Annotated in this window: 21 protein-coding genes and 1 tRNA gene; 15 read left to right on the top strand and 7 right to left on the bottom strand. The window is 43.7% G+C overall.

Annotated elements, in window-relative coordinates; genetic code table 11:
- The first annotated feature begins 128 nt into the window (after window positions 1–128).
- From ACCM36_RS10935 to ACCM36_RS10900, 8 genes are all read left to right on the top strand, one after another.
- Window positions 129–290 carry a 4Fe-4S binding protein gene (locus ACCM36_RS10935; protein WP_370573796.1) on the top strand — a complete coding sequence of 54 codons (162 nt, stop codon included), beginning with the start codon at window positions 129–131 and terminating at the stop codon, window positions 288–290.
- Window positions 287–1,588, top strand: coding sequence for a phytoene desaturase family protein (locus ACCM36_RS10930; protein ID WP_370573795.1), 1,302 nt, complete (start codon window positions 287–289; stop codon window positions 1,586–1,588). The genes ACCM36_RS10935 and ACCM36_RS10930 overlap by 4 nt, the downstream gene beginning before the upstream one ends.
- A 34-nt stretch (window positions 1,589–1,622) precedes the next feature.
- Window positions 1,623–2,612 (top strand): 7,8-didemethyl-8-hydroxy-5-deazariboflavin synthase subunit CofG, encoded by a 990-nt coding sequence (gene cofG, locus ACCM36_RS10925; protein ID WP_370573794.1) that lies wholly within the window; start codon window positions 1,623–1,625, stop codon window positions 2,610–2,612.
- An 85-nt stretch (window positions 2,613–2,697) separates the two neighbouring features.
- Complete coding sequence (cofH, locus tag ACCM36_RS10920) at window positions 2,698–3,837, top strand: 5-amino-6-(D-ribitylamino)uracil--L-tyrosine 4-hydroxyphenyl transferase CofH (RefSeq protein WP_370573793.1); 1,140 nt, start codon at window positions 2,698–2,700, stop codon at window positions 3,835–3,837.
- Window positions 3,818–4,894, top strand: a complete 1,077-nt coding sequence (gene cofH, locus ACCM36_RS10915; RefSeq protein WP_370573792.1) for a 5-amino-6-(D-ribitylamino)uracil--L-tyrosine 4-hydroxyphenyl transferase CofH — start codon at window positions 3,818–3,820, stop codon at window positions 4,892–4,894. Before cofH (ACCM36_RS10920) ends, cofH (ACCM36_RS10915) begins: the two co-directional genes overlap by 20 nt.
- Window positions 4,895–5,524: a 2-phospho-L-lactate guanylyltransferase gene (gene cofC / locus ACCM36_RS10910; RefSeq protein WP_370573791.1), complete on the top strand. Its 630-nt coding sequence runs from the start codon at window positions 4,895–4,897 to the stop codon at window positions 5,522–5,524. It begins immediately after the preceding gene.
- A 99-nt stretch (window positions 5,525–5,623) separates the two neighbouring features.
- Complete coding sequence (locus ACCM36_RS10905) at window positions 5,624–5,797, top strand: 4Fe-4S binding protein (protein ID WP_370573790.1); 174 nt, start codon at window positions 5,624–5,626, stop codon at window positions 5,795–5,797.
- On the top strand, window positions 5,794–7,002 hold the full coding sequence (locus ACCM36_RS10900; RefSeq protein ID WP_370573789.1) for an NAD(P)/FAD-dependent oxidoreductase: 1,209 nt from the start codon (window positions 5,794–5,796) through the stop codon (window positions 7,000–7,002). Before ACCM36_RS10905 ends, ACCM36_RS10900 begins: the two co-directional genes overlap by 4 nt.
- A 54-nt stretch (window positions 7,003–7,056) precedes the next feature.
- On the opposite strand, the gene ACCM36_RS10895 is transcribed toward ACCM36_RS10900, so the two are convergent.
- The 6 genes from ACCM36_RS10895 to ACCM36_RS10870 all read right to left on the bottom strand — a co-directional run bounded on the left by ACCM36_RS10895 (window position 7,057) and on the right by ACCM36_RS10870 (window position 14,268).
- Window positions 7,057–8,490 (bottom strand): TrkH family potassium uptake protein, encoded by a 1,434-nt coding sequence (locus ACCM36_RS10895; protein WP_370573788.1) that lies wholly within the window; start codon window positions 8,488–8,490, stop codon window positions 7,057–7,059.
- A gap of 13 nt (window positions 8,491–8,503) precedes the next feature.
- Window positions 8,504–9,838, bottom strand: a complete 1,335-nt coding sequence (gene trkA, locus ACCM36_RS10890; protein ID WP_370573787.1) for a Trk system potassium transporter TrkA — start codon at window positions 9,836–9,838, stop codon at window positions 8,504–8,506.
- A gap of 140 nt (window positions 9,839–9,978) precedes the next feature.
- Window positions 9,979–11,142, bottom strand: a complete 1,164-nt coding sequence (gene dnaJ, locus ACCM36_RS10885) for a molecular chaperone DnaJ (RefSeq protein ID WP_370573786.1) — start codon at window positions 11,140–11,142, stop codon at window positions 9,979–9,981.
- A 73-nt stretch (window positions 11,143–11,215) separates the two neighbouring features.
- Window positions 11,216–13,060, bottom strand: coding sequence for a molecular chaperone DnaK (gene dnaK / locus ACCM36_RS10880; RefSeq protein WP_370573785.1), 1,845 nt, complete (start codon window positions 13,058–13,060; stop codon window positions 11,216–11,218).
- A gap of 92 nt (window positions 13,061–13,152) precedes the next feature.
- Window positions 13,153–13,785 (bottom strand): nucleotide exchange factor GrpE, encoded by a 633-nt coding sequence (gene grpE, locus ACCM36_RS10875; protein WP_370573784.1) that lies wholly within the window; start codon window positions 13,783–13,785, stop codon window positions 13,153–13,155.
- A gap of 72 nt (window positions 13,786–13,857) precedes the next feature.
- Window positions 13,858–14,268: a heat-shock protein gene (locus ACCM36_RS10870; RefSeq protein WP_370573783.1), complete on the bottom strand. Its 411-nt coding sequence runs from the start codon at window positions 14,266–14,268 to the stop codon at window positions 13,858–13,860.
- A 117-nt stretch (window positions 14,269–14,385) separates the two neighbouring features.
- On the opposite strand from ACCM36_RS10870, the gene ACCM36_RS10865 reads away from it, so the two are divergent.
- The 7 genes from ACCM36_RS10865 (at window position 14,386) to ACCM36_RS10835 (ending at window position 19,000) form a co-directional block, all read left to right on the top strand.
- Window positions 14,386–15,303, top strand: coding sequence for an ATP-grasp domain-containing protein (locus ACCM36_RS10865; RefSeq protein WP_370573782.1), 918 nt, complete (start codon window positions 14,386–14,388; stop codon window positions 15,301–15,303).
- Window positions 15,300–16,280: a hydantoinase/oxoprolinase family protein gene (locus ACCM36_RS10860; protein ID WP_370573781.1), complete on the top strand. Its 981-nt coding sequence runs from the start codon at window positions 15,300–15,302 to the stop codon at window positions 16,278–16,280. The genes ACCM36_RS10865 and ACCM36_RS10860 overlap by 4 nt, the downstream gene beginning before the upstream one ends.
- A 60-nt stretch (window positions 16,281–16,340) precedes the next feature.
- Window positions 16,341–16,943: an amino acid kinase gene (locus tag ACCM36_RS10855; RefSeq protein ID WP_370573780.1), complete on the top strand. Its 603-nt coding sequence runs from the start codon at window positions 16,341–16,343 to the stop codon at window positions 16,941–16,943.
- Between the two features lie 86 nt (window positions 16,944–17,029).
- Window positions 17,030–17,197 carry an HVO_2753 family zinc finger protein gene (locus ACCM36_RS10850; RefSeq protein ID WP_370573779.1) on the top strand — a complete coding sequence of 56 codons (168 nt, stop codon included), beginning with the start codon at window positions 17,030–17,032 and terminating at the stop codon, window positions 17,195–17,197.
- Between the two features lie 9 nt (window positions 17,198–17,206).
- Entirely contained in the window at window positions 17,207–17,476 is a 270-nt protein-coding gene (locus tag ACCM36_RS10845; protein WP_370573778.1) for an elongation factor 1-beta, read from the top strand.
- Window positions 17,477–17,508: 32 nt separating this feature from the next.
- Window positions 17,509–17,580, top strand: a tRNA-Ala gene (locus ACCM36_RS10840).
- Between the two features lie 979 nt (window positions 17,581–18,559).
- On the top strand, window positions 18,560–19,000 hold the full coding sequence (locus tag ACCM36_RS10835; RefSeq protein WP_370573777.1) for a phosphate-starvation-inducible PsiE family protein: 441 nt from the start codon (window positions 18,560–18,562) through the stop codon (window positions 18,998–19,000).
- 204 nt (window positions 19,001–19,204) lie between these two features.
- Here ACCM36_RS10835 and ACCM36_RS10830 read toward each other — a convergent pair whose 3' ends face one another.
- Entirely contained in the window at window positions 19,205–19,330 is a 126-nt protein-coding gene (locus ACCM36_RS10830; RefSeq protein ID WP_370573816.1) for a tetratricopeptide repeat protein, read from the bottom strand.

Genomic DNA, 19,330 nt, shown 5'->3' with positions numbered 1-19,330 from the left:
TTGATATGATCTGTAAAAATATGTGAAAATATCAAACCATATGAACAATAAAATCGTATGATAATCATAAAGACAACAATGTTTTTGTTTATTGAATGCTTCTATATTGCAGAAACGGTGTATAGCCAATGAGAATCGATAAAAGATGTGTCGGATGCGGTCAATGTATCGCTTTCTGTCCGAAAAATGCTATTATTGTGAAGGGGAATGCCCGGATAACTGACGATTGCATCCAATGTAAAATATGCATGGCCTACTGTCCGATGAAAGCTATCGAGGAAAGTGCATGAAAGTTTTAGTGATTGGTTCAGGACTTGGCGGTCTTCTTAGTGCTGCCTGGCTCTCACGGGCAGGCCACGAAGTAGATGTTTTTGAGAGACTCCCCATTACAGGTGGAAGGTTCACTAATATTGACTATAAAGGATTTAAGCTATCTACCGGCGCTTTACACATGATACCCCATGGCCCTGCGGGCCCCTTGGGCACATTGCTCAAGGATGTCGGAGCGAATGTCAAGATAGTACGAGCCGATCCCATGGCAATGATCCGTGTCCCTAAAGAACAAAACTCTGCTGACTATACACATGGTTTTCATGATATAACCTTCCATGATTTCAGAAAACTCTTTTCCCCGCTTAACAGGATAAAGCTCGCAATACTGATCACTACCACACGTATCCTGCCTCCTAAAAATGGTTCAATGGCCCAGTGGTGCTCCAGGAACCTTAAAGGAGACTGGGCTTTAAGGATCGCCGATTCTTTCTGTGGCTGGGCATTAAGCCTGAAGGCCGAAGACGTACCAGCCACAGAAGTATTTGAAATTATTGAGAACATGTACAGATACAGTGGTTCCGGGATACCGGTCGGGGGCTGCAAAGCAGTTATTGATGCCCTCACTGATGTAATTATATCCAATGGAGGGAAGATACACATTTCTACCGAGGTCACACATATCACTATAGAAAATAAGAAAGCTGTAGGAATAGTGGCTGATGGAAAAGAATACCATGGAAGCCTTGTCATTAGTGATATAGGTCATTTGGAAACAAGCAGACTATACGATGTGAATGCGCTTGCCATAGATGCTGAGAGATATCTTGCATCCATTAGAACACTGAGACCCTCTGCAGGTGTTAAGATCTGCCTTTCATCGAACGAACCTCTGATCGGTCATGCAGGCGTGCTGCTGACACCTTATGCCCGACGGGTAAATGGTATCAACGAAGTGACCAATGTTGATCCGTCTCTTGCACCTTCCGGAAAACATCTGACAATGGCACATCAATGTGTACAATGGGAAAAACTCGGTAAACTGCAAGAAGAGATCGATCTTGGCTTGACCGACCTCTCCGAGATCTTTGCCGGAAGAGAGTATGAGGTACTTCTCGTACAGTCATATTCCGGAGAATGGCCTGTTAATCGTTCATCTTCCGGTACGGACCTTACCAATAGAACTCCCATAGAAGGCCTTTATATCGTTGGAGATGGCGCAAAAGGTAAAGGTGGTATAGAAGTTGATGGTATTGCACTGGGTGTCAGAAATGCCATGAATGACATTCTAAACTCCGGCAAAGAATCGATAGATTAAATTTATGGTATCCCTTATAGTTCAAGGAAAGCAAATGACAGATTATGTTACATTTTCACGTAATGTTTTTGTACCGGTGACCAATGTGTGCAGGAACAGGTGTGGGTATTGTACATTCAGACGTGAACCCGGTGAGCCGGGGTCATGTTTCATGTCACCCCAGGATGTTGTCCCAATACTCAAAGAAGGGAAGAAAGCAGGCTGTACTGAGGTGCTTTTTACATTCGGGGAATATGCCGAAGAGGTACCCGAATATAAGAAATGGCTTGAAGAACTTGGTTTTTCTTCCAACGTGGAGTATGTGATACACCTCTGTAAGCTGGCAATAAAGATCGGCCTCCTGCCACATACGAATGCCGGTGTTCTTAATTATATGGAACTTGAAGCCTTGAAACCCTGGAATGCCAGTATGGGACTTATGCTGGAAACTACAGGCATGGTAGCAGCTCACTTTAATTGCCCGGGGAAATACCCTGATGTCAGGATAAAGACCATCAGATATGCCGGTGAGCTGCAGATACCTTTCACAACCGGTGTACTTGTTGGTATCGGCGAAACCTTAGACGACCGGATAGACTCCTTGCAATGTATCTCCAATCTGCATGAGGAATACGGCCATATCCAGGAGGTCATAGTCCAGAACTTCATACCAAAACCCGGAACTTCCATGGAGAAACACGTTTCTCCAACAATAGAGGAGATGATGCAGATAGTTTCCATTGCAAAGGAGATATTACCTGCCGATATAGCCATCCAGGTTGCGCCGAACTTAATAGACCCATATTTACTTGTCAAATACGGAGCTACGGACCTGGGAGGCATATCTCCCACGACCATTGATTGGATCAATCCTGAAACAGAGTGGCCCACAGTGGAAAAACTGCGAGAGATGCTCAAAGATATACCTTTGAGAGAACGGCTGCCCATTTATCCCGGCTACATAAAGAAAGGATGGTATAGTAAGAACTTAAAGCCACTTATCAGATCCATGGCCGATAATGATGGTTATAGAAGATCTCTGTGAGAAGGAACGCTCTGTGATTTTCGATAATGCTTTATATTTTGAATCAATTGAGCATACTATTCCAACACGCTAGTTTGGTCATACTATGATGTCAAAGATTGATGAAGAGCTGGTGGAAAGAGCGTACAACGGGAAAACCAGCAGCGAAGACACGCTCTTGCTTCTGGATACCGAACCATTCGAACTTTTCAGGTTTGCTGATAATTTGCGCTACGAAGCGGTCGGTGACATTACCACCTACGTAGTGAACCGCAACATAAACTTTACTAATCGTTGCATAGGTAGATGCGGATTTTGTGCTTTTAAAGAGAACAACGGATATATCCTGAAAACGGAAGAAATACTTGCAAAGGTGGAAGAAGCCCTTAAAGCAGGCGCAACAGAAGTTTGTATCCAGGGAGGGCTCTTGCCAAAAGCGGGTCTTGAGCTATATACCGGCATCCTGGAAGCGGTAAAAGAAGAATATCCATCAATTCATATCCATGCATTCTCACCGATGGAAGTATACCATGCCGCAAGGACCAGTGACCTGAGTATAAGACAGGTGTTACGTGAACTGAAAAAATCAGGTCTTGACACCATGCCCGGTACTGCCGCCGAGATACTCTGCGACCATGTGAGAAAAGAACTGTGCCCCGGAAAACTTCTAACTGCAGAATGGAAAGATGTGGTCACATCGGCTCACAGAACAGGTATCCGCACAACTGCTACCATGATGTACGGACATATTGAATCCTGGCATGACAGAATAGAGCATATGATGATAGTAAGGGACATACAGAAAGAGACAGGTGGCATCACTGAATTTGTACCGCTGCCATTCATGCCCTATAATAATCCCATCGGAAAAAAGATGATCGATGAAGGTCGCTATGCCACCACAGGTATCGATGACCTCAGAATATATGCACTCTCCCGCATAATCTTCCATAAGCATATCAATAATATCCAGGCAAGCTGGGTAAAACTGGGGAAAAAGCTGGCCCAGGTTGCTCTATATTGTGGCGCAAATGATCTGGGAGGTACACTCATGGAAGAAAGTATCTCTACTGCGGCTGGTGCAAATAATGGTACTTCGATCTCCGTGCAGGAGTTTGAATGGATGATCAAAGGGGCAAACCGGATCCCAAAACAAAGGACCACCCTCTACGAGATCGATAAAATAGAAAATACGTCTCTTGGCAATGGCCCAAGGGAGGCTGGCAATGCAGTCATTTATTCCTGAAGATACCAGAGAAAAAGCATATCAGGGAGAAATTACCCCGAAAGATGCTCTGGATCTCATGGAATTGGCCCCACTGGCACTTTTTAACTTTGCAGATGAACTTCGCTCAAATACAGTAGGTGATGTCGTAACTTATGTAGTTAACAGGAACATCTATATCACCAATATGTGTCGGGGAAACTGCGGTTTCTGTGCTTATCGTTCTGAAAAGGGATTCATGCTTGACATGGACCAGATACTTGAAAAAGTATCAGAGGCCAGCGAAGCCGGTGCGGTGGAGGTATGTATCCAGGGAGGATTCCTGCCACAGCTTGACATTGATTACTATACTTCTGTCGTAGAAAACATAAAAGAAGCATTTCCAAAGATCAGCATACATGGTTTTTCCCCAATGGAGATCTTCTATGCATGCGAAAGCACAGGTATTTCCCCCGAAGAAGCCTTTTTAAGACTTAAAGCAGCAGGTCTTGATACGCTAACAGGCACCTCGGCAGAGATACTCTCTGACAGAGTACGGAAGATAATATGCCCCGGAAAACTGAGTACTGACCAATGGATAAATACCATAATGGCTGCTCATCAGGCCGGACTGAGGACAAACTCAACTATAATGTATGGCCACGTGGAAACCCTGGAAGAACGCCTGAACCATCTTTTTATTCTTCGTTCCATACAGCAAAAGACCGGGGGTTTCACGGAATTAGTGCCTTTGCCTTTCATGCCTTATAACAATCCGGTCGGTGAGAATATGCTATCCCATGGGAAATTCATGACCATGGGAATTGAAGACCTGCGTTTCTATGCCATGGCACGGATAATCCTTAATGGCCACATTAATAATATCCAGGCAAGCTGGGTCAAGCTTGGAAAAAAGCTTTGTCAGGTAGCGCTGCATTGCGGTGCCAACGATCTTGGTGGCACACTTATGGAAGATAAGATATCCACAGCTTCCGGAAGCACTAACGGAGAATATGTTCCACCGGCCGAGATCGAATGGATCATCAGGTCTTCCGGAAGGGTGCCCCAACAAAGAAATGCGCTTTATGAAGGAGTATGAATGCGCGCTGTCATCCCATACAAAAAAGAGAATGCAAAATCCAGGCTTTCTCCTGTCCTCAGCCGGATAGAAAGGGAACAATTTGTAGAATTGATGTTAAGGGATGTGGTATGTTCCCTGAGAGAAGCAGGCGTGAAAGATATAGATATCCTTACAACATCTGAATATAGTTCACTTTCTGACCTTGGTGTGAATTTTGTGCTCGATCCTGCAGATCTGAACGAATCAATTAACAAATATCTTGGCAGGGTGGATCAGCCGATACTTATAATAATGGCAGACCTTCCTCTTACCAGACCAGAACAAGTAAAAAATATAATATCCTCTGAAGAAGATGTTGTGATCGTGCCCGGTAAAGGAGGAGGGACGAACGTGCTTTTCTTAAAGGAACCAGCTGGGTTCCATGTCCGTTATTATGAAATGAGTTTCCATAACCACTGCATGATAGCTAAAGATATGCACTACTCGTTGAGAATATACGATTCCTTCCTGCTGAGCACAGATATCGATGAGCCTCATGATATCGTGGAAATACTTCTGCACGGACACGGACTTTCCTTTGAATATGCAAAGGAGAAGTTCGAACTCGAAAGTGGCAGAGCACGTGTAAAGCTTACCAGCCTTCACTAAGCATGAAGTATCCCGAGCTGTAAGCGACAAAAGATATAAAACTAAATACATTATTAGGGTACGTTAAGTTATGCGATCTCAAATTTACAGGTGATAATTGTGTCCATTGAAGTGAACAGGTACAAATGTGGATATTGTGGTGCATGTGTGGGTGTTTGTCCGGCTGGAGCCCTGGAGCTTGTGGAGACATGGATAGAAGTGGATAAGAACTGTTCCAGTTGTGGACTATGTGCCAAGATCTGCCCGGTGGGAGCTATCAGGGTGATCCGATGAAAGATAAGTATGATGTTATTGTCGTAGGTGCCGGACCGGCTGGTTCCATAGCAGCAAAGACCGCAGCTAAGAAGGGGCTTAGTGTGTTACTGATAGAAAAACGCCAGGAAATCGGTGATCCGGTAAGATGTGCGGAAGGTGTAAGCAAAATAGCCCTGAAAAAACATATCGAGCCTGATCCAAGATGGATATGTGCTGACATGAAAGGGTCCAAAATATTCTCTCCGGACGGTACGAGTATACATATGGCCGAAGAAATAGCCGGCGGAGAGGTTGGTTATGTCTTGGAAAGAAAGATCTTTGACCGGGCACTGGCATATGAAAGTGCCAAAGCAGGAGCCAAAGTGATGGTCAAGACCAGAGCTACCGACCTGATAATTGAAAATGGATCCGTATGTGGCATCAAGGCCATGCACCTTGGGCAAGAATATGAGATCAGATCAAAGATCGTGATCGGTGCCGATGGCATGGAATCCAAAATCGGCAGATGGGCAGGCATCGATACTTCATTGAAGCCTTCGGATATGGAGACATGCGTGCAGTATCTAATGAGCGGTGTCAATATAGATCAGGAATACTGTCAGTTCTATGTAGGCAGGAAAGTGGCACCTTGCGGATATATCTGGATATTCCCCAAAGGCGGGAATATGGCCAACGTGGGCATCGGCATACTTGGAAGCGAATCCGGTTCAAAGAGAGCTGTGGACTATCTAAACGATTTTGTAAAAGAAAAACTTCCGGAAGCTTCAATTCTCGAAATTGATTATGGTGGCGTGCCAGTCAGTGGAGCCATTGAGAGGACCATTACTAACGGCCTTATGCTGGTTGGTGATGCAGCAAGACAATCCGATCCTGTCACTGGAGGAGGTATCATAAATGCCATGGATGCAGGTGAGATGGCAGGCGAGGTGGCTTATAATGCAATACTCGCAAATGATGTTTCCACAAAAAAGCTTCAGGAATATGAAGATCAGTGGAGGGCAACTATTGGCAAGGCAATCGATAATGGCCTGATCGTCAAAGACACATTTGTAAAGTTCACGGATGAAGACCTGAATTCCCTCGCACATTCCTTAAAGGATGTGAACTTCAACAAAATGAGCCTTATTGACTTGCTGTATGCTCTTTTCAAGGCCAATAAGAAGCTTCTATGGGACTTGAGAGTATTGTTCAAGAATGTTGTGAAGAATGAACTGGACCTATAACTAAAGGTCATAACTGAAAAATACCAGTACACAATACAATGTACTGGAATCTTTTTACTTTTTCCAGAATTCTGGCGTGAACAGTACCACCACTGTAAATACTTCAAGCCTTCCTATCCACATATTTGCTATTAGTACCACTTTAGCCAGTGCCGGCATGGCGTTGAAACTTGCCATGGGCCCGATAAGATTGAATCCGGGACCGATGTTGCCCAAAGTAGTAATTGATGCAGTGATAGAAGTAAGAATATCTATGCCCATCAAGGAAATAATGAATGTACTGGTCATGAATACAAGGAAATATATCACTACAAAGGATACGGTCTCCTGTATCACGTTCTCTGAAACAGTCTTCCGATTGAACTTTATAGGTTTTACTGCTTTTGGATGAATAGATTTAAAGAGTTCCCATCTGGCATATTTCAGCAATAATAGTACCCTTACTGCTTTTGGACCACCGGCAGTTGAGCCAGCACATCCTCCGATGAACATTACAAGCAATAACACGATCCTCGAGGAGTCGGGCCACAGATTGAAATCCGTACTGGCAAAACCAGTAGTTGTTAGGAGAGATACAACTTGGAACACGGCATAACGCAGACAGGTAAGAGGATCCGCACCTATACTATACCTCAATGCAAGGATAAGTATAGCAGTAGCTACAACAACAACGGCAGTGTAGAACTTGAATTCTTCATCCTTTAATATAATTTTGTGGTCTGTATAAAGTGTCCTGTAGAGCAGTGCGAAATTTGCTCCCGCTATGAACATGAAAATTGTGATTATGGCTTCTATTAAAGGACTGTTAAAAGCTGCAATGCCCAGACCATAAGGAGAAAAACCTCCGGTAGCCATAGTGGTAAATGTATGTGTGACAGCATCATAGGTTGACATGCCAGCCAGGTGTAAAGCTGCAACCTGTAAGGCCGATACCACTACATATACCATCCAGAGTATCTTTGCGGTTTCCCTGATCCGGGGTTTTATTTTATCTTCCGTGGGACCGGGAGCCTCAGCACGGAAAAGTTGCCTTCCCGCGATAGATAATTTTGGGAGAATGGCAACGAACAACACAATAATACCCATTCCACCTATCCACTGGATAAAACTGCGCCAGAAAAGGATACTTCGTGAATGGCTTTCTATGTCATCGAGGATACTTGCACCGGTAGTGGTAAAGCCCGACATGGTTTCAAAAAAAGAGTTAATGGGAGAAATACCGTCGATAATGAATGGGATGGCACCAAAAAACATGGCCGTTAGCCAGCTGAGGGCAACGATAGCAAAAGCTTCCCTGAGTTTCCAGTCATCATCGGACTTGTAGCGTGACCAGAGGTAGGTGCCTGCAATTTCCGTTAAGGTAATACCTATAAGAAAAGGAAGAAGGGACTCATGATAATATAATGCCACCAGAAGGGGAATTATCATCATGAGCCCCAGAAAACGCAGGAGAGTTCCCAATACGCTCAGTATGACCTTTGAGTTCATTGGACCACCTTTATTATTTGAAAAGTTTGTCCACGGCTTCTATGGAAGATGGAAGGGCGAACACCACAACCCTATCATTTTCCTGGATCACATGGCTACCACGGGGAACTATGGTCCTTCCATTATGCACGATCATGCTTACAATAGCACCTGCCGGAAATTTCAATTCACGCAATGGTTTGCCAACTATTTTTGACCTGCTGGAAGCAGTGTATTCGATGATCTCAGCCTTTTGTCCTTCTATGGTAGTTATGGACTCAATGCCGGTCCCCATGGTCAGTTTAAGCACCTCATTGACAGTTGCTCCCCTGGGGCTTACCGCACTATCCACTCCAACCATTTCAAAGAGAGATATGTAATCAGACCTATCCGCCCTGGCAATAACTTTCTTCACGCCCAGTTTCTTGGCTATAAGGGAGCACAACAGATTCTTTTCATCACTATCCGTGACAGAAACAACAACATCCATCTCATGAATACCCTCGTCCTTTAGCAGGTTGATGTCGGTTCCGTCTCCATGCAACACAAGAACCCCGGAGAGCTCGTCTGCGATCTGCTCCGAGCGAGTTTTGCGTGATTCGATGATCTTGATATCTGCCTCACTGTTACCAATGAGCTTCGCAAGGTAAAACCCAACTATCCCTCCACCTATGATCATTACCTTACTACGTCTGCCAACTACCTCTCCCAGAAGTCCCCTGATATCTTTCATTGCAGAAGGTTTACCTATCACCACTATGTGATCGTTCTCCTCTATGGAATCCTCACCATGAGGAATTATTACATCATCATTACGAAAGATAGCACTTATTATACAGCAATCAGTAAGATGAAGGTCTTTCATCATCTTATTTGCAAAATAGCTTCCTTTGGAAACCACGAGCTCCATCATTTCCACTTTGCCTTCTGCGAATGAATCAGCATCAATAGCAGATGGTATTGCAAGTATCCGTGCGACTTCCGAAGCCATAGTCAGTTCGGGGCATATCATCACATCGATACCTATACTAGTACGCTTAGCTATTGGCTTATCAATGTAATCAGGATTACTAACCCTTGCCATTGTCTTAAGCTTATTTTTATCTTCTACGATGAGCTTGGAAGCCATGCATGCAACGATATTGACTTCATCCGAACCAGTTACAGCCATCAGAATGTTAGCTCCTTTAAGAACCTTGGACAATATAGATACATTTGCACCATTGCCCTGAATGACCTGGACATCCAACTCGTCAATCCGCTTACAAGCCTCTTCGTTCTGTTCTATGACTATTACATCATTAGTAGCATACAGTGCTTTTGCTATATGGTAACCTACTTCCCCTGCACCTATTATGACAGCTTTCATGGAACCCCTTCAGGTAAATAATTGCACGCCATAGAAAATAAGCGTACATCTGGAGGATAGGCATTTATGCCGATATTGGCTTTATATTTTACTGAAAAAAGAAGATAAAAATGGGTATGAACTTAAAAAATACTCATAACCTATGAATTGAAAGCATCCTTCACCTTTTCGAATATACCGGAGTGCTTATTTTTGCCACTCTTCTTATCTATCTCATCGAACTTCCTGAGTAACTCCTTCTGTTCTGAATTAAGGTTTTTAGGTGTTTGCAAGATAACCCTGACAAGCTGATCACCCTCACCGCTTCCATGCAAATGTGGCATTCCTTTACCCTTGAGCCTCAGAACAGAATGGGTTTGCGTTCCGGGTTTAATGCTCATTTTCACATTCCCGTATAGAGTGGGTACCAGTACCTCATCACCCAAAGACGCCTGGACAAACGAGATAGGTAGCTCGTATAGTATATCGTCCCCCATACGTTCAAAGGTCTTATGAGGTTGCACATGCACCATGACATAAAGGTCTCCGGATGGTGCTCCCGGACTTCCGGCTTCACCTTCTCCCCGGATCTTCAAACGCAGTCCGTTATCAGCTCCCTTCGGTAACTTCACAGAAAGTTTCTTTACTTTCTTAATCTTACCCGTACCTTTGCATGCGGGACACGGGTCCTCTATTATCTGGCCATTGCCATGACATGTATTACAGACAGTTGTACTCATGAAACGCCCAAAGGGAGTATTGCGTGCGCTGGTGATCTGTCCACTGCCATGGCATGTAGGACAGGTCGTAGGATTTGTACCTGCCTTCGCGCCGGTTCCCCCACAAGTCTCACAATTCTCCGCCCTTGGGACATTGATCGTAGTTTCCACACCATTGGCTGCTTCTTCCAGGGAAATGGAAAGATCATAACGCAGATCAGAACCCCTCATAGGAGCATTGCGCCTGCTTCTTCCACCACCGAAGATATCGCCTCCGAATCCTCCGAAGCCGCCTCCGAAGATGCTGGAGAGGATATCACCCAGATCCTCAAAACCTCTGAAATCAGCACCACGGAAAATATCTTCCTGGGAATAGCGCCCATCTATACCGGCGTGACCAAACTTATCATACTGGGCTCTTTTTTCTTCATCCGAGAGAACAGCATAGGCTTCTGAGATCTCCTTGAACTTTTCCTCAGCATCCGAAGCCTTATTTTTGTCCGGATGGAATTGCATTGCAAGCTTCCTGTATGCCTTTTTTATCTCGGCTTCAGTAGACTCCTTGGAAACCCCAAGGATCTCATAATAATCACGTGTAGTGGACATGAAAGACCCTGTATGTCAGTATAAAATAAATAAGGTACGTTCGGATAGAACATACCTTTGTGCCTGAAACTGTTTAATTCTTACCGTCATCAACTATTTCATAGTCAGCATCTTCTACTGTATCATCGCCGGAATCCGACTTTGCAGAGGCTCCTGCCCCTGATGCAGCTTCTTGCTGTGCCTTCTGGTACATGGCAGCAGATATATCATAGATAGCACTTTGAAGAGTTTCGGTCTTGGACTTGATAGCCTCAACATCATCTTTCTGAAGGGCATCTTTCAGATCAGAGACGGCACTTTCCACTTTAGACTTCTGATCAGCCGTCACGGTATCCCCTGCTTCCTTGAGGGTCTTTTCGGCCGCGTTCACCAGAGACTCTGCGGTGTTCTTTACCTCCACTTGTTCCTTGCGCTTGCGATCTTCTTCAGCATGAAGTTCTGCATCCTTTACCATCTTGTTGATCTCGTCATCTGACAGACCACCTGGCTTCTGGATGGATATGGACTGTTCCTTGCCTGTACCCAGGTCCTTTGCCCTCACATGGAGGATGCCGTTCGCATCTATGTCAAAGGTGACCTCTACCTGTGGAATTCCCCTTGGAGCCGGTGGAATACCATCCAGGATGAAACGCCCCAGCGTCTTATTGGCAGATGCTATACCTCTCTCACCCTGCAACACATGGATCTCCACAGATGGCTGGCTGTCGGCAGCCGTGGAGAATACCTGACTCTTCCTCACAGGTATGGTAGTGTTACGCTCTATGAGCGGAGTTGCAACACCACCCAGTGTTTCGATACCGAGGGTAAGGGGTGTGACATCCAGCAGCAACACATCGTGTACTTCACCTGTGAGCACACCTGCCTGTACAGCAGCACCTACTGCTACAGCTTCATCCGGGTTGATATTCTTGTATGGATCCTTACCAATGATCTTTTTCACAGCTTCGTATACTGCAGGCATCCTGGTAGATCCGCCTATCAGCAACACTTTCTCGATATCCTGTGGCTTGAGCTTTGCATCCTCAAATGCCCTTCTTACTGAGACAAGGGTCCTGTCAAGGAGATCGGAAGTCATCTTTTCAAACTGAGCTCTTGTGAGATCAATATCAATATGCTTTGGCTGCCCATTCGCATCTGCGGTTATGAAAGGCATGTTGACATTAGTAGAAGGTACGCTGGAAAGTTCGATCTTTGCCTTCTCAGCTGCATCCTTCAAACGCTGCAAAGCTGACTTGTCCTTGCTAAGGTCAATACCTTCTGCCTTTTTGAACTCCTCTACAAGGTAGTCCATGATCCTCTGATCAAAGTCATCCCCTCCCAGATGAGTGTCACCGCTTGTGGAAAGCACCTCGAACACACCATCTCCCAGTTCCAGGATAGATACGTCAAAAGTACCTCCTCCCAGGTCATATACAAGGATCTTGTGTTCTCCGGCCGCCTTATCCAAACCGTATGCAAGTGATGCTGCAGTAGGTTCATTGATGATTCTCATCACTTCCAGGCCTGCAATGGCACCTGCATCTTTGGTAGCCTGCCTCTGAGAATCATTGAAATAAGCAGGAACTGTAATGACAGCCTGCGTTATGGTCTCTCCCAGGTATGCCTCAGCATCTTCCTTCATTTTACGCAGGATCATGCCAGATATCTCCTGTGGAGTATAGTCCTTTCCGTTGAGGGTCACCTTATATCCGGCTTCTCCCATGTGCCTTTTAATGGAGTATACCGTATTATCTGCATTTGTTATCATCTGCCTCTTGGCAACCTGTCCCACAAGTTTCTCACCCTTCTTGGAAAAACCTACTACAGAAGGTGTTGTCCTGCCTCCTTCTGCATTCGGGATGACAGTTGGTTCTCCACCTTCGATCACAGCCATACAGGAATTTGTGGTTCCAAGGTCAATACCCAATATCTTTGCCATATTATTACCTCTCAGGTCATTATAAGATAGTTATGTTGTAACTAAATATTAATTACTTTGTTCGTATAGTCGTCACGCAATACGATGCAGTTTCACCTGCAACTCTTATCCGTATCATCCAGCGATGCTTCGGGAAGCCTTGACACAGTCACAGCAGCGGGTCTGAGCACTCTGGAATGAAGATAAAATCCATGTCTGCATACTCCTACAATGGTATTCTCCTCATGATCGGGATGTTCCACATGCATCAGCGCCTCATGTTCATGAGGATTGAATTCTGCACCCATACACTCCATTTTCTGGAGACCTTCTTTCTCCAGAATGGAAACGAACTGCTTGAATACCATTTCCACACCCTTCACTACGGAACCAACATCATCTGTGTTCTTGGAAGATCCCAGGGCACGTTCGAAATTATCATAAACTTCTATAAGTTCAAGAAGGAGGTTCTCTGAAGCAAACTTACGAAACTCTTCCTTTTCCCGGATCGTGCGTTTCCTGAAGTTATCGAACTCTGCGGTCAGACGTAAGAGCCTGTCCTTTAACTGTGCTATCTCTTCGTCTTTCATACAAAGTTGCTCCTCCAAAGATGGCGCGCCATTCGTGACTGACACATCATCCTTCACGTCATTATCACTGGTTTTGGGGTTCATTCCTTCGGTATTTCCCAATCCTTCATCCATCTTTACATCCTCTTCTGTCTGTGTACGATTGTGTGCCTGCAATATTCATGATTGTTTGATATTCTATAAATACTTTTTGTTTAATGACTACATGACCAAAGAGAAATGCATGAATTAGAGATACTGCCCGTGCAGCTTATGCTTCGCGGCCTTTATTATAAGCATGCTTGCGATCATGCATATAGCCAGAGCTGAAACCATTCTTTCCCAGCCAATATCCTTGATACCTCCCTGAACAGCGAAGGACATACCTGTGAAAAAAGCGGTCACAGCGAATGTTACAGCAAATGCAGCTATGCCCCCCCCAATAAGTGAACCCACATGATCAGCACCTCGATCCTCAAAAAATACGGAAGCTGCAATGAATATGACAGCAAAGATAAGCAACATCACCGCAAAAGGAAGAGGTGTAGACTTTGTACTTAGCATTGTCATAATGCCCATGGCAATGCCTATCATGAACAGTGCCATGGAAGTGGATATCGCTATGGCCTGTGCAAATGGATTTTCAGATAATATTCCCATATTCATCCCTAGGATAGCCAAGATGTGAATGATAGTATTTATTGATTATCGAATAATTATACTATTGCCCTTTCCTACTCGTTAGTAATATATCTAATAAAACAATTTGCATCCTTTATGAAGATATTACTTGCAGAATATGCAATGGGTACAGGCATGGATGGCACTTTCCTTCTTGAAGGCAGGTCAATGCTTAAAACCCTTGTCAGCAGTTTCGCAAGACTTGGCCATGAGGTCACATATTTGACTTCAGGTCCTCTATTAACTGAAGGGAATGCCATTATCTCAAGAGAAGAAGATTTCAGGGCGGTCATAGAAGAAGAAGCCAAAAAAAGTGATGCTGGCCTTGTAATAGGGCCTGATGAGATCTTGGCTGAACTTACTGCCCTTATAGAGGACAACACACTTAATATGGGTTCTACACCTGAAGCAGTTGCTTTATGTGCAGATAAATTAAAGTGTACTGAAGCCCTTCTCATGCACAATATAGCTGCTCCTCATATCCTTGAAAATACAAAAGGCATAAAATGTGTGGTCAAACCCAGATTCGGATGTGCCTCTGAAGATACATATCTTACTACAACTGCTGAAGTGCCTTTTGGGTCCATTGCAACCGAGTTCATAAATGGGGAACACCTGAGCGTGAGTCTCATAGCGGGAGAGAAAACGTTGCCATTATGTGCTAACAAGCAGCTTATTGAATTTATGGATGTAAAAGATCCTTTAGGGCTTCGTGTAGAATATAAAGGTAATACGGTGTGCTGTTCACCTCCGTACAAAGAAGAACTGTTCAAAGCCGCCGTGGAAGCTTCGAGGATCTTAGGATGCAGGGGCTATACCGGAGTGGACATCGTATATGATGGAACACCTTATGTTATAGATGTGAATCCAAGGCCAACCACTTCTATTTACGGGATATGCAAGGTAATGGATGTTGAGATAGCTGATCTGTTGCTGAAGAACAGACTGGGAGAATTGCCCCGATCTGTCAGGATGGCTGCAGAATGTTCCTTTACTAAGGAGGATTTCAGATGAGATACCTTGGTATTGACATAGGAGGGGCAAATACAAAAATAGCCAGCTCGGACGGGACTATAGTAGAACTCCACTACCTGCCACTATGGAAAGATACTACTCTTCCCCAAACACTTAAAGATATAGCAAAAAGGTTAAAGCCCGATATGGTCGGAGTGGTTATAACAGGCGAACTTGCCGATTGCTTTGAAGATAAATTGCATGGACTGAAGTTCATAATGCAGGCTGTGGAAGATGCATTTGGATGGAAAGTGTGTTATATTGGCATAGGCGGAGACATCCATAGACATAGTGATGAACTAAGAAACCTTGCTGCGGCGAACTGGGCAGCTTCTTCCAGACTGATCGGCGAGGAAATAGGAGATTGCATCTTTGTGGATGTAGGGAGCACTACCAGCGATATTATTCCAATAGTTAATGCAAAACATGTAGCATCAACAACCGACTTTAAGAGACTGCTTGCAAGTGAACTGGCGTATATGGGTACATTGCGTACCAACCTTGCTGCCCTTGTGAATAAAGTGGAACTGAAACAGGGAACCTGCAGAGTATCCTCTGAACTCTTCACAACAACGGGTGATGTTTACCTGCTGCTCGGAGATATCATGCCGGAAACTTACACCTGTGCGACTGCCGATGGAGCGGGAAAAAGCAGGCTTGAGACCATGAGAAGACTTGCAAGACTTGTTTGTGCGGATCTTGAAGAGATATCAGAAGATGACGTGATGGAAATTGCACACCAGGTTAAGGAAAAACAGATAAGTTTACTTGTTGAGGCAATCTCCATAGTATCCGAGAAACATGGTATACACAGGATAGTTGCTGCAGGCATCGGGGAATTCATGATAATTGAAGCCGCCGGAAGACTTGGAATGGAATGCATTTCTGTGGCTGATAAATGGGGAAAAGATATATCGGATGTATTTCCTGCCTACGCTGCAGCCTGGATGATAGAAAGAAATGCAGAGCTCAGATAATGTGAGAACATGAGTAGAACTGCAAAAAGTTGTGTTGTTCTTAAAGTAGGGGGAAGCCTCATGAGGACTGCTCCTGAACTTCTCATTTATTTACAGGAGAATTTGGAGCAGATTTTTACACCCATTCATACAATGCTGATCGTTCCAGGAGGTGGTGTTTTTGCGGATAGTATAAGGGAGGTACATGAAAAGAGAGGCATTAGTGATGAAGCAGCACACTGGATGGCTATTCTGGGAATGGAACAATATGCATATTATCTTGCTGATAAAAGCGGGATCAGAACGACAGATGATGTGGACAAGCTACTCCCGGGAATTTCTATCTTAATGCCTTACAGACTGCTGCGGAGCAGGGATCCTTTACCTCATTCCTGGGATGTGACATCTGATTGCATTGCTGCATGGGTGGCATCAATGTTGGATTCCAGGCTGGTCAAAGTTACTGATGTGGACGGAGTACGTATCAACGGGGAGACCGTGGCAGTAGTGGATGCGGCAAGACTGAAGGAAATGGGGGAAAGCTGCGTGGACAGAATGCTGCCGGAATTATTGATGAAAGATGGAAGAGATTGCATGGTAGTCAATGGGAATTACCCTGAAAGAGTGCTGGCAGCTCTTGAGGAGAAAGCTGTCAGAGGCACTCTTATCAAGGGGAATATTTAAATTGTATACAGATTATGTACACAAATCATCTTATGCTGATGAACTTAGTATATTATCGCTATTATAAATCTTGAAGGAGAAATCGAATGGTAAACAAGGTCACAAACTGTACTTCATGCGGTGTTAGCTTAGAGGAACGTGGTTTTGCCCGGTTCCCATGCCCTGTATGCGGTGCAGAGATAGGAAGATGCGTGAGCTGCAGACAGCAGAGTAACCCTTACACCTGCCCAAAATGCGGTTTTGTAGGTCCATGAGGTGTAACAATGGGTGATGTAGCAGCAACTATTAAGATAATGCCTGAAGGTGTGGAAACAGATCTCGACGAGCTCAAGAACAAACTTGAAGCTGTGATTCCTGAAGGGGCAAAGTTCTTTGGTTCAAAGATCGAACCTGTTGCTTTTGGTCTGAAAGCACTTGTCATGGTCATAATGGTAGGAGACATCGAGGGTGGCACAGAGCAGGTAGAAGCTGCCTTTGCTGCTGTTCCTGGTGTTGAAAGCGTGCAGGTCACAGAAGTGGGCAGACCACTCTGAGACCTCTCTTTTTTCTTTTTTTGTTATTTTTCGGGCTCGTAGATCAGGGGAAGATCGTTACGTTCGCAACGTAAAGGCCGCGGGTTCGAATCCCGCCGAGTCCATTGAAAAAGTGTGGATAGTCCGAAGATGTCACTGTATTTTACCCTAGTATTTTACAAAATACTGCAACTGTAAGAAATAGATAGTGAAAAAGAATTGAGAGTATGCATTCTTAGGGACATGTGACTCCAGTTCAGGGCAAAGTAACACCAACCAATCCATCTCTGAACTGGCATACTTTCTATTCACTTTTTTTCGTTTCTATAAGACTATACGATTATCAACTCAATCAGCTAAAATGGGCAATTCGAGTTCATATCCAGGAATACATTATAAAATATTTTTTATTTGATTCCTCGCTGGATATTGAAGAATTCTACAAAGCCGACTTTTCCTGTGATTTATCTATAGACATATATAATCTAAAAATAATGATTAATTAATAGAATATTTCTCTGCAAAACCAAAGGACATAGGAGTTGATTTTTGATTAATTAGTTTTCTGAATATATAGGGAATCATATATCGAGATTAATATTATATAATAATGAATCTATATTAATTGATCAAACCGAGGAGATTGGATGAGATCATTAAATGTTTTTATGGTTAAACGCGATTTTGAACACGACGGTTCTACTCCAAGTCCAAATGATGACGATGGAGACCACAAGCCCATCCTCCGGAGAGTTATTAACACTAACTGTAATTACGATGGCAACAAGATCGAAGGACTTTTGGAGTGAAAGAAATCCACTGGATACAAGAGAGAGGGTTTCAAAAATTAGTCCCGATATAGTGCCGATATTTGTGGCTTGCTTATTTTAGCCCTATATCCCGATTAGCATATGTTTTACAGCCTGCGAGTTGTACCATGCCAATAGATAACTTGGGAACTAATGCCGCTGAAATTGCATCAGTGATTCTGATTACACTTGCTGGTTATGGGTTTATACTAAACAAGAAAATCCGCCTTTGTAATTGGTGCTTATAAATACTGCAGATTTCACGCTTAATATGGAGTTGCTGTGGAGAATCCAAATGGAATTACATGACAAAATATACAAGAAAGTAATATACAATGTGACGGTTGTTGTCCTCTACATACTTTTAATGTTAATAATCATAGCAGTGTTCGATATTTTCCAGACTATGTGGGCTGTATTGATGAAAACGAGTAATATTAACGATGTAGTGTACAATGTTCTGACAATCTTTGTTCTAATTGACCTTTTCAAGACCTTCTCTGATTATCGTGTTCAAGAAAGAATAAGGATTACCTACGTGACCGATGCCACTATTCTAATACTCATGCGTGAGATCACTGTCATGGTATACAGTCATGATTTTGAGATTTACGTATTGTTGGCCTTTGCTGTATTGTTATTGGTATTGTGTATAATGAGATTCGTCTCTATGAATTACCATCCCACAGATAATTCAGTTTCATTGATCAAAAAGAAGGATAATGAAGACGAATAAATTGCTCTGTAGAAATCTTCGATCCTTTGGTGGTAATAAAAGTCAAAAATTATATAAAAAGTACTTATTGGTATTGCTGGAATATGCCAATTTAGTCCAGTTAATATCGGTTTAGAGAGGATTGCTATAGAATACTCAACTATTGAAAAAAAACCATAGCAACAGGCTATGGCTTCAGGAACTGCAGAATGTGTAATAAGACCATCAGAGTATAAATCCCAATTCTGCAGCCTTATCATAACATTCTTGAGCTTCATCGTTTCTGCCAAGTTGATCAAGAGCCCAACCTTTGTTATACCAGGCCATGGCATATTGCGGATCAAGTTCTAT

This window comes from Methanomethylovorans sp. (assembly GCF_041305605.1).
Lineage (GTDB): Archaea > Halobacteriota > Methanosarcinia > Methanosarcinales > Methanosarcinaceae > Methanomethylovorans.
The sequence above is the reverse complement of the archived record's forward strand: the minus strand, read 5'-3'. Positions and strand labels throughout refer to the sequence as shown.

Excerpts from the sequence above, each read along its gene's own strand:
- ACCM36_RS10935 (WP_370573796.1), top strand. The coding sequence starts at position 129 with ATGAGAATCGATAAAAGATGTGTCGGATGCGGTCAATGTATCGCTTTC.
- ACCM36_RS10930 (WP_370573795.1), top strand. The coding sequence starts at position 287 with ATGAAAGTTTTAGTGATTGGTTCAGGACTTGGCGGTCTTCTTAGTGCT.
- cofG (WP_370573794.1), top strand. The coding sequence starts at position 1,623 with ATGACAGATTATGTTACATTTTCACGTAATGTTTTTGTACCGGTGACC.
- cofH (WP_370573793.1), top strand. The coding sequence starts at position 2,698 with ATGATGTCAAAGATTGATGAAGAGCTGGTGGAAAGAGCGTACAACGGG.
- cofH (WP_370573792.1), top strand. The coding sequence starts at position 3,818 with ATGCAGTCATTTATTCCTGAAGATACCAGAGAAAAAGCATATCAGGGA.
- cofC (WP_370573791.1), top strand. The coding sequence starts at position 4,895 with ATGCGCGCTGTCATCCCATACAAAAAAGAGAATGCAAAATCCAGGCTT.
- ACCM36_RS10900 (WP_370573789.1), top strand. The coding sequence starts at position 5,794 with ATGAAAGATAAGTATGATGTTATTGTCGTAGGTGCCGGACCGGCTGGT.
- ACCM36_RS10895 (WP_370573788.1), bottom strand. The coding sequence starts at position 8,490 with ATGAACTCAAAGGTCATACTGAGCGTATTGGGAACTCTCCTGCGTTTT.
- trkA (WP_370573787.1), bottom strand. The coding sequence starts at position 9,838 with ATGAAAGCTGTCATAATAGGTGCAGGGGAAGTAGGTTACCATATAGCA.
- dnaJ (WP_370573786.1), bottom strand. The coding sequence starts at position 11,142 with ATGTCCACTACACGTGATTATTATGAGATCCTTGGGGTTTCCAAGGAG.
- dnaK (WP_370573785.1), bottom strand. The coding sequence starts at position 13,060 with ATGGCAAAGATATTGGGTATTGACCTTGGAACCACAAATTCCTGTATG.
- ACCM36_RS10870 (WP_370573783.1), bottom strand. The coding sequence starts at position 14,268 with ATGGGAATATTATCTGAAAATCCATTTGCACAGGCCATAGCGATATCC.
- ACCM36_RS10865 (WP_370573782.1), top strand. The coding sequence starts at position 14,386 with ATGAAGATATTACTTGCAGAATATGCAATGGGTACAGGCATGGATGGC.
- ACCM36_RS10860 (WP_370573781.1), top strand. The coding sequence starts at position 15,300 with ATGAGATACCTTGGTATTGACATAGGAGGGGCAAATACAAAAATAGCC.
- ACCM36_RS10855 (WP_370573780.1), top strand. The coding sequence starts at position 16,341 with ATGAGGACTGCTCCTGAACTTCTCATTTATTTACAGGAGAATTTGGAG.
- ACCM36_RS10850 (WP_370573779.1), top strand. The coding sequence starts at position 17,030 with ATGGTAAACAAGGTCACAAACTGTACTTCATGCGGTGTTAGCTTAGAG.
- ACCM36_RS10845 (WP_370573778.1), top strand. The coding sequence starts at position 17,207 with ATGGGTGATGTAGCAGCAACTATTAAGATAATGCCTGAAGGTGTGGAA.
- ACCM36_RS10835 (WP_370573777.1), top strand. The coding sequence starts at position 18,560 with ATGGAATTACATGACAAAATATACAAGAAAGTAATATACAATGTGACG.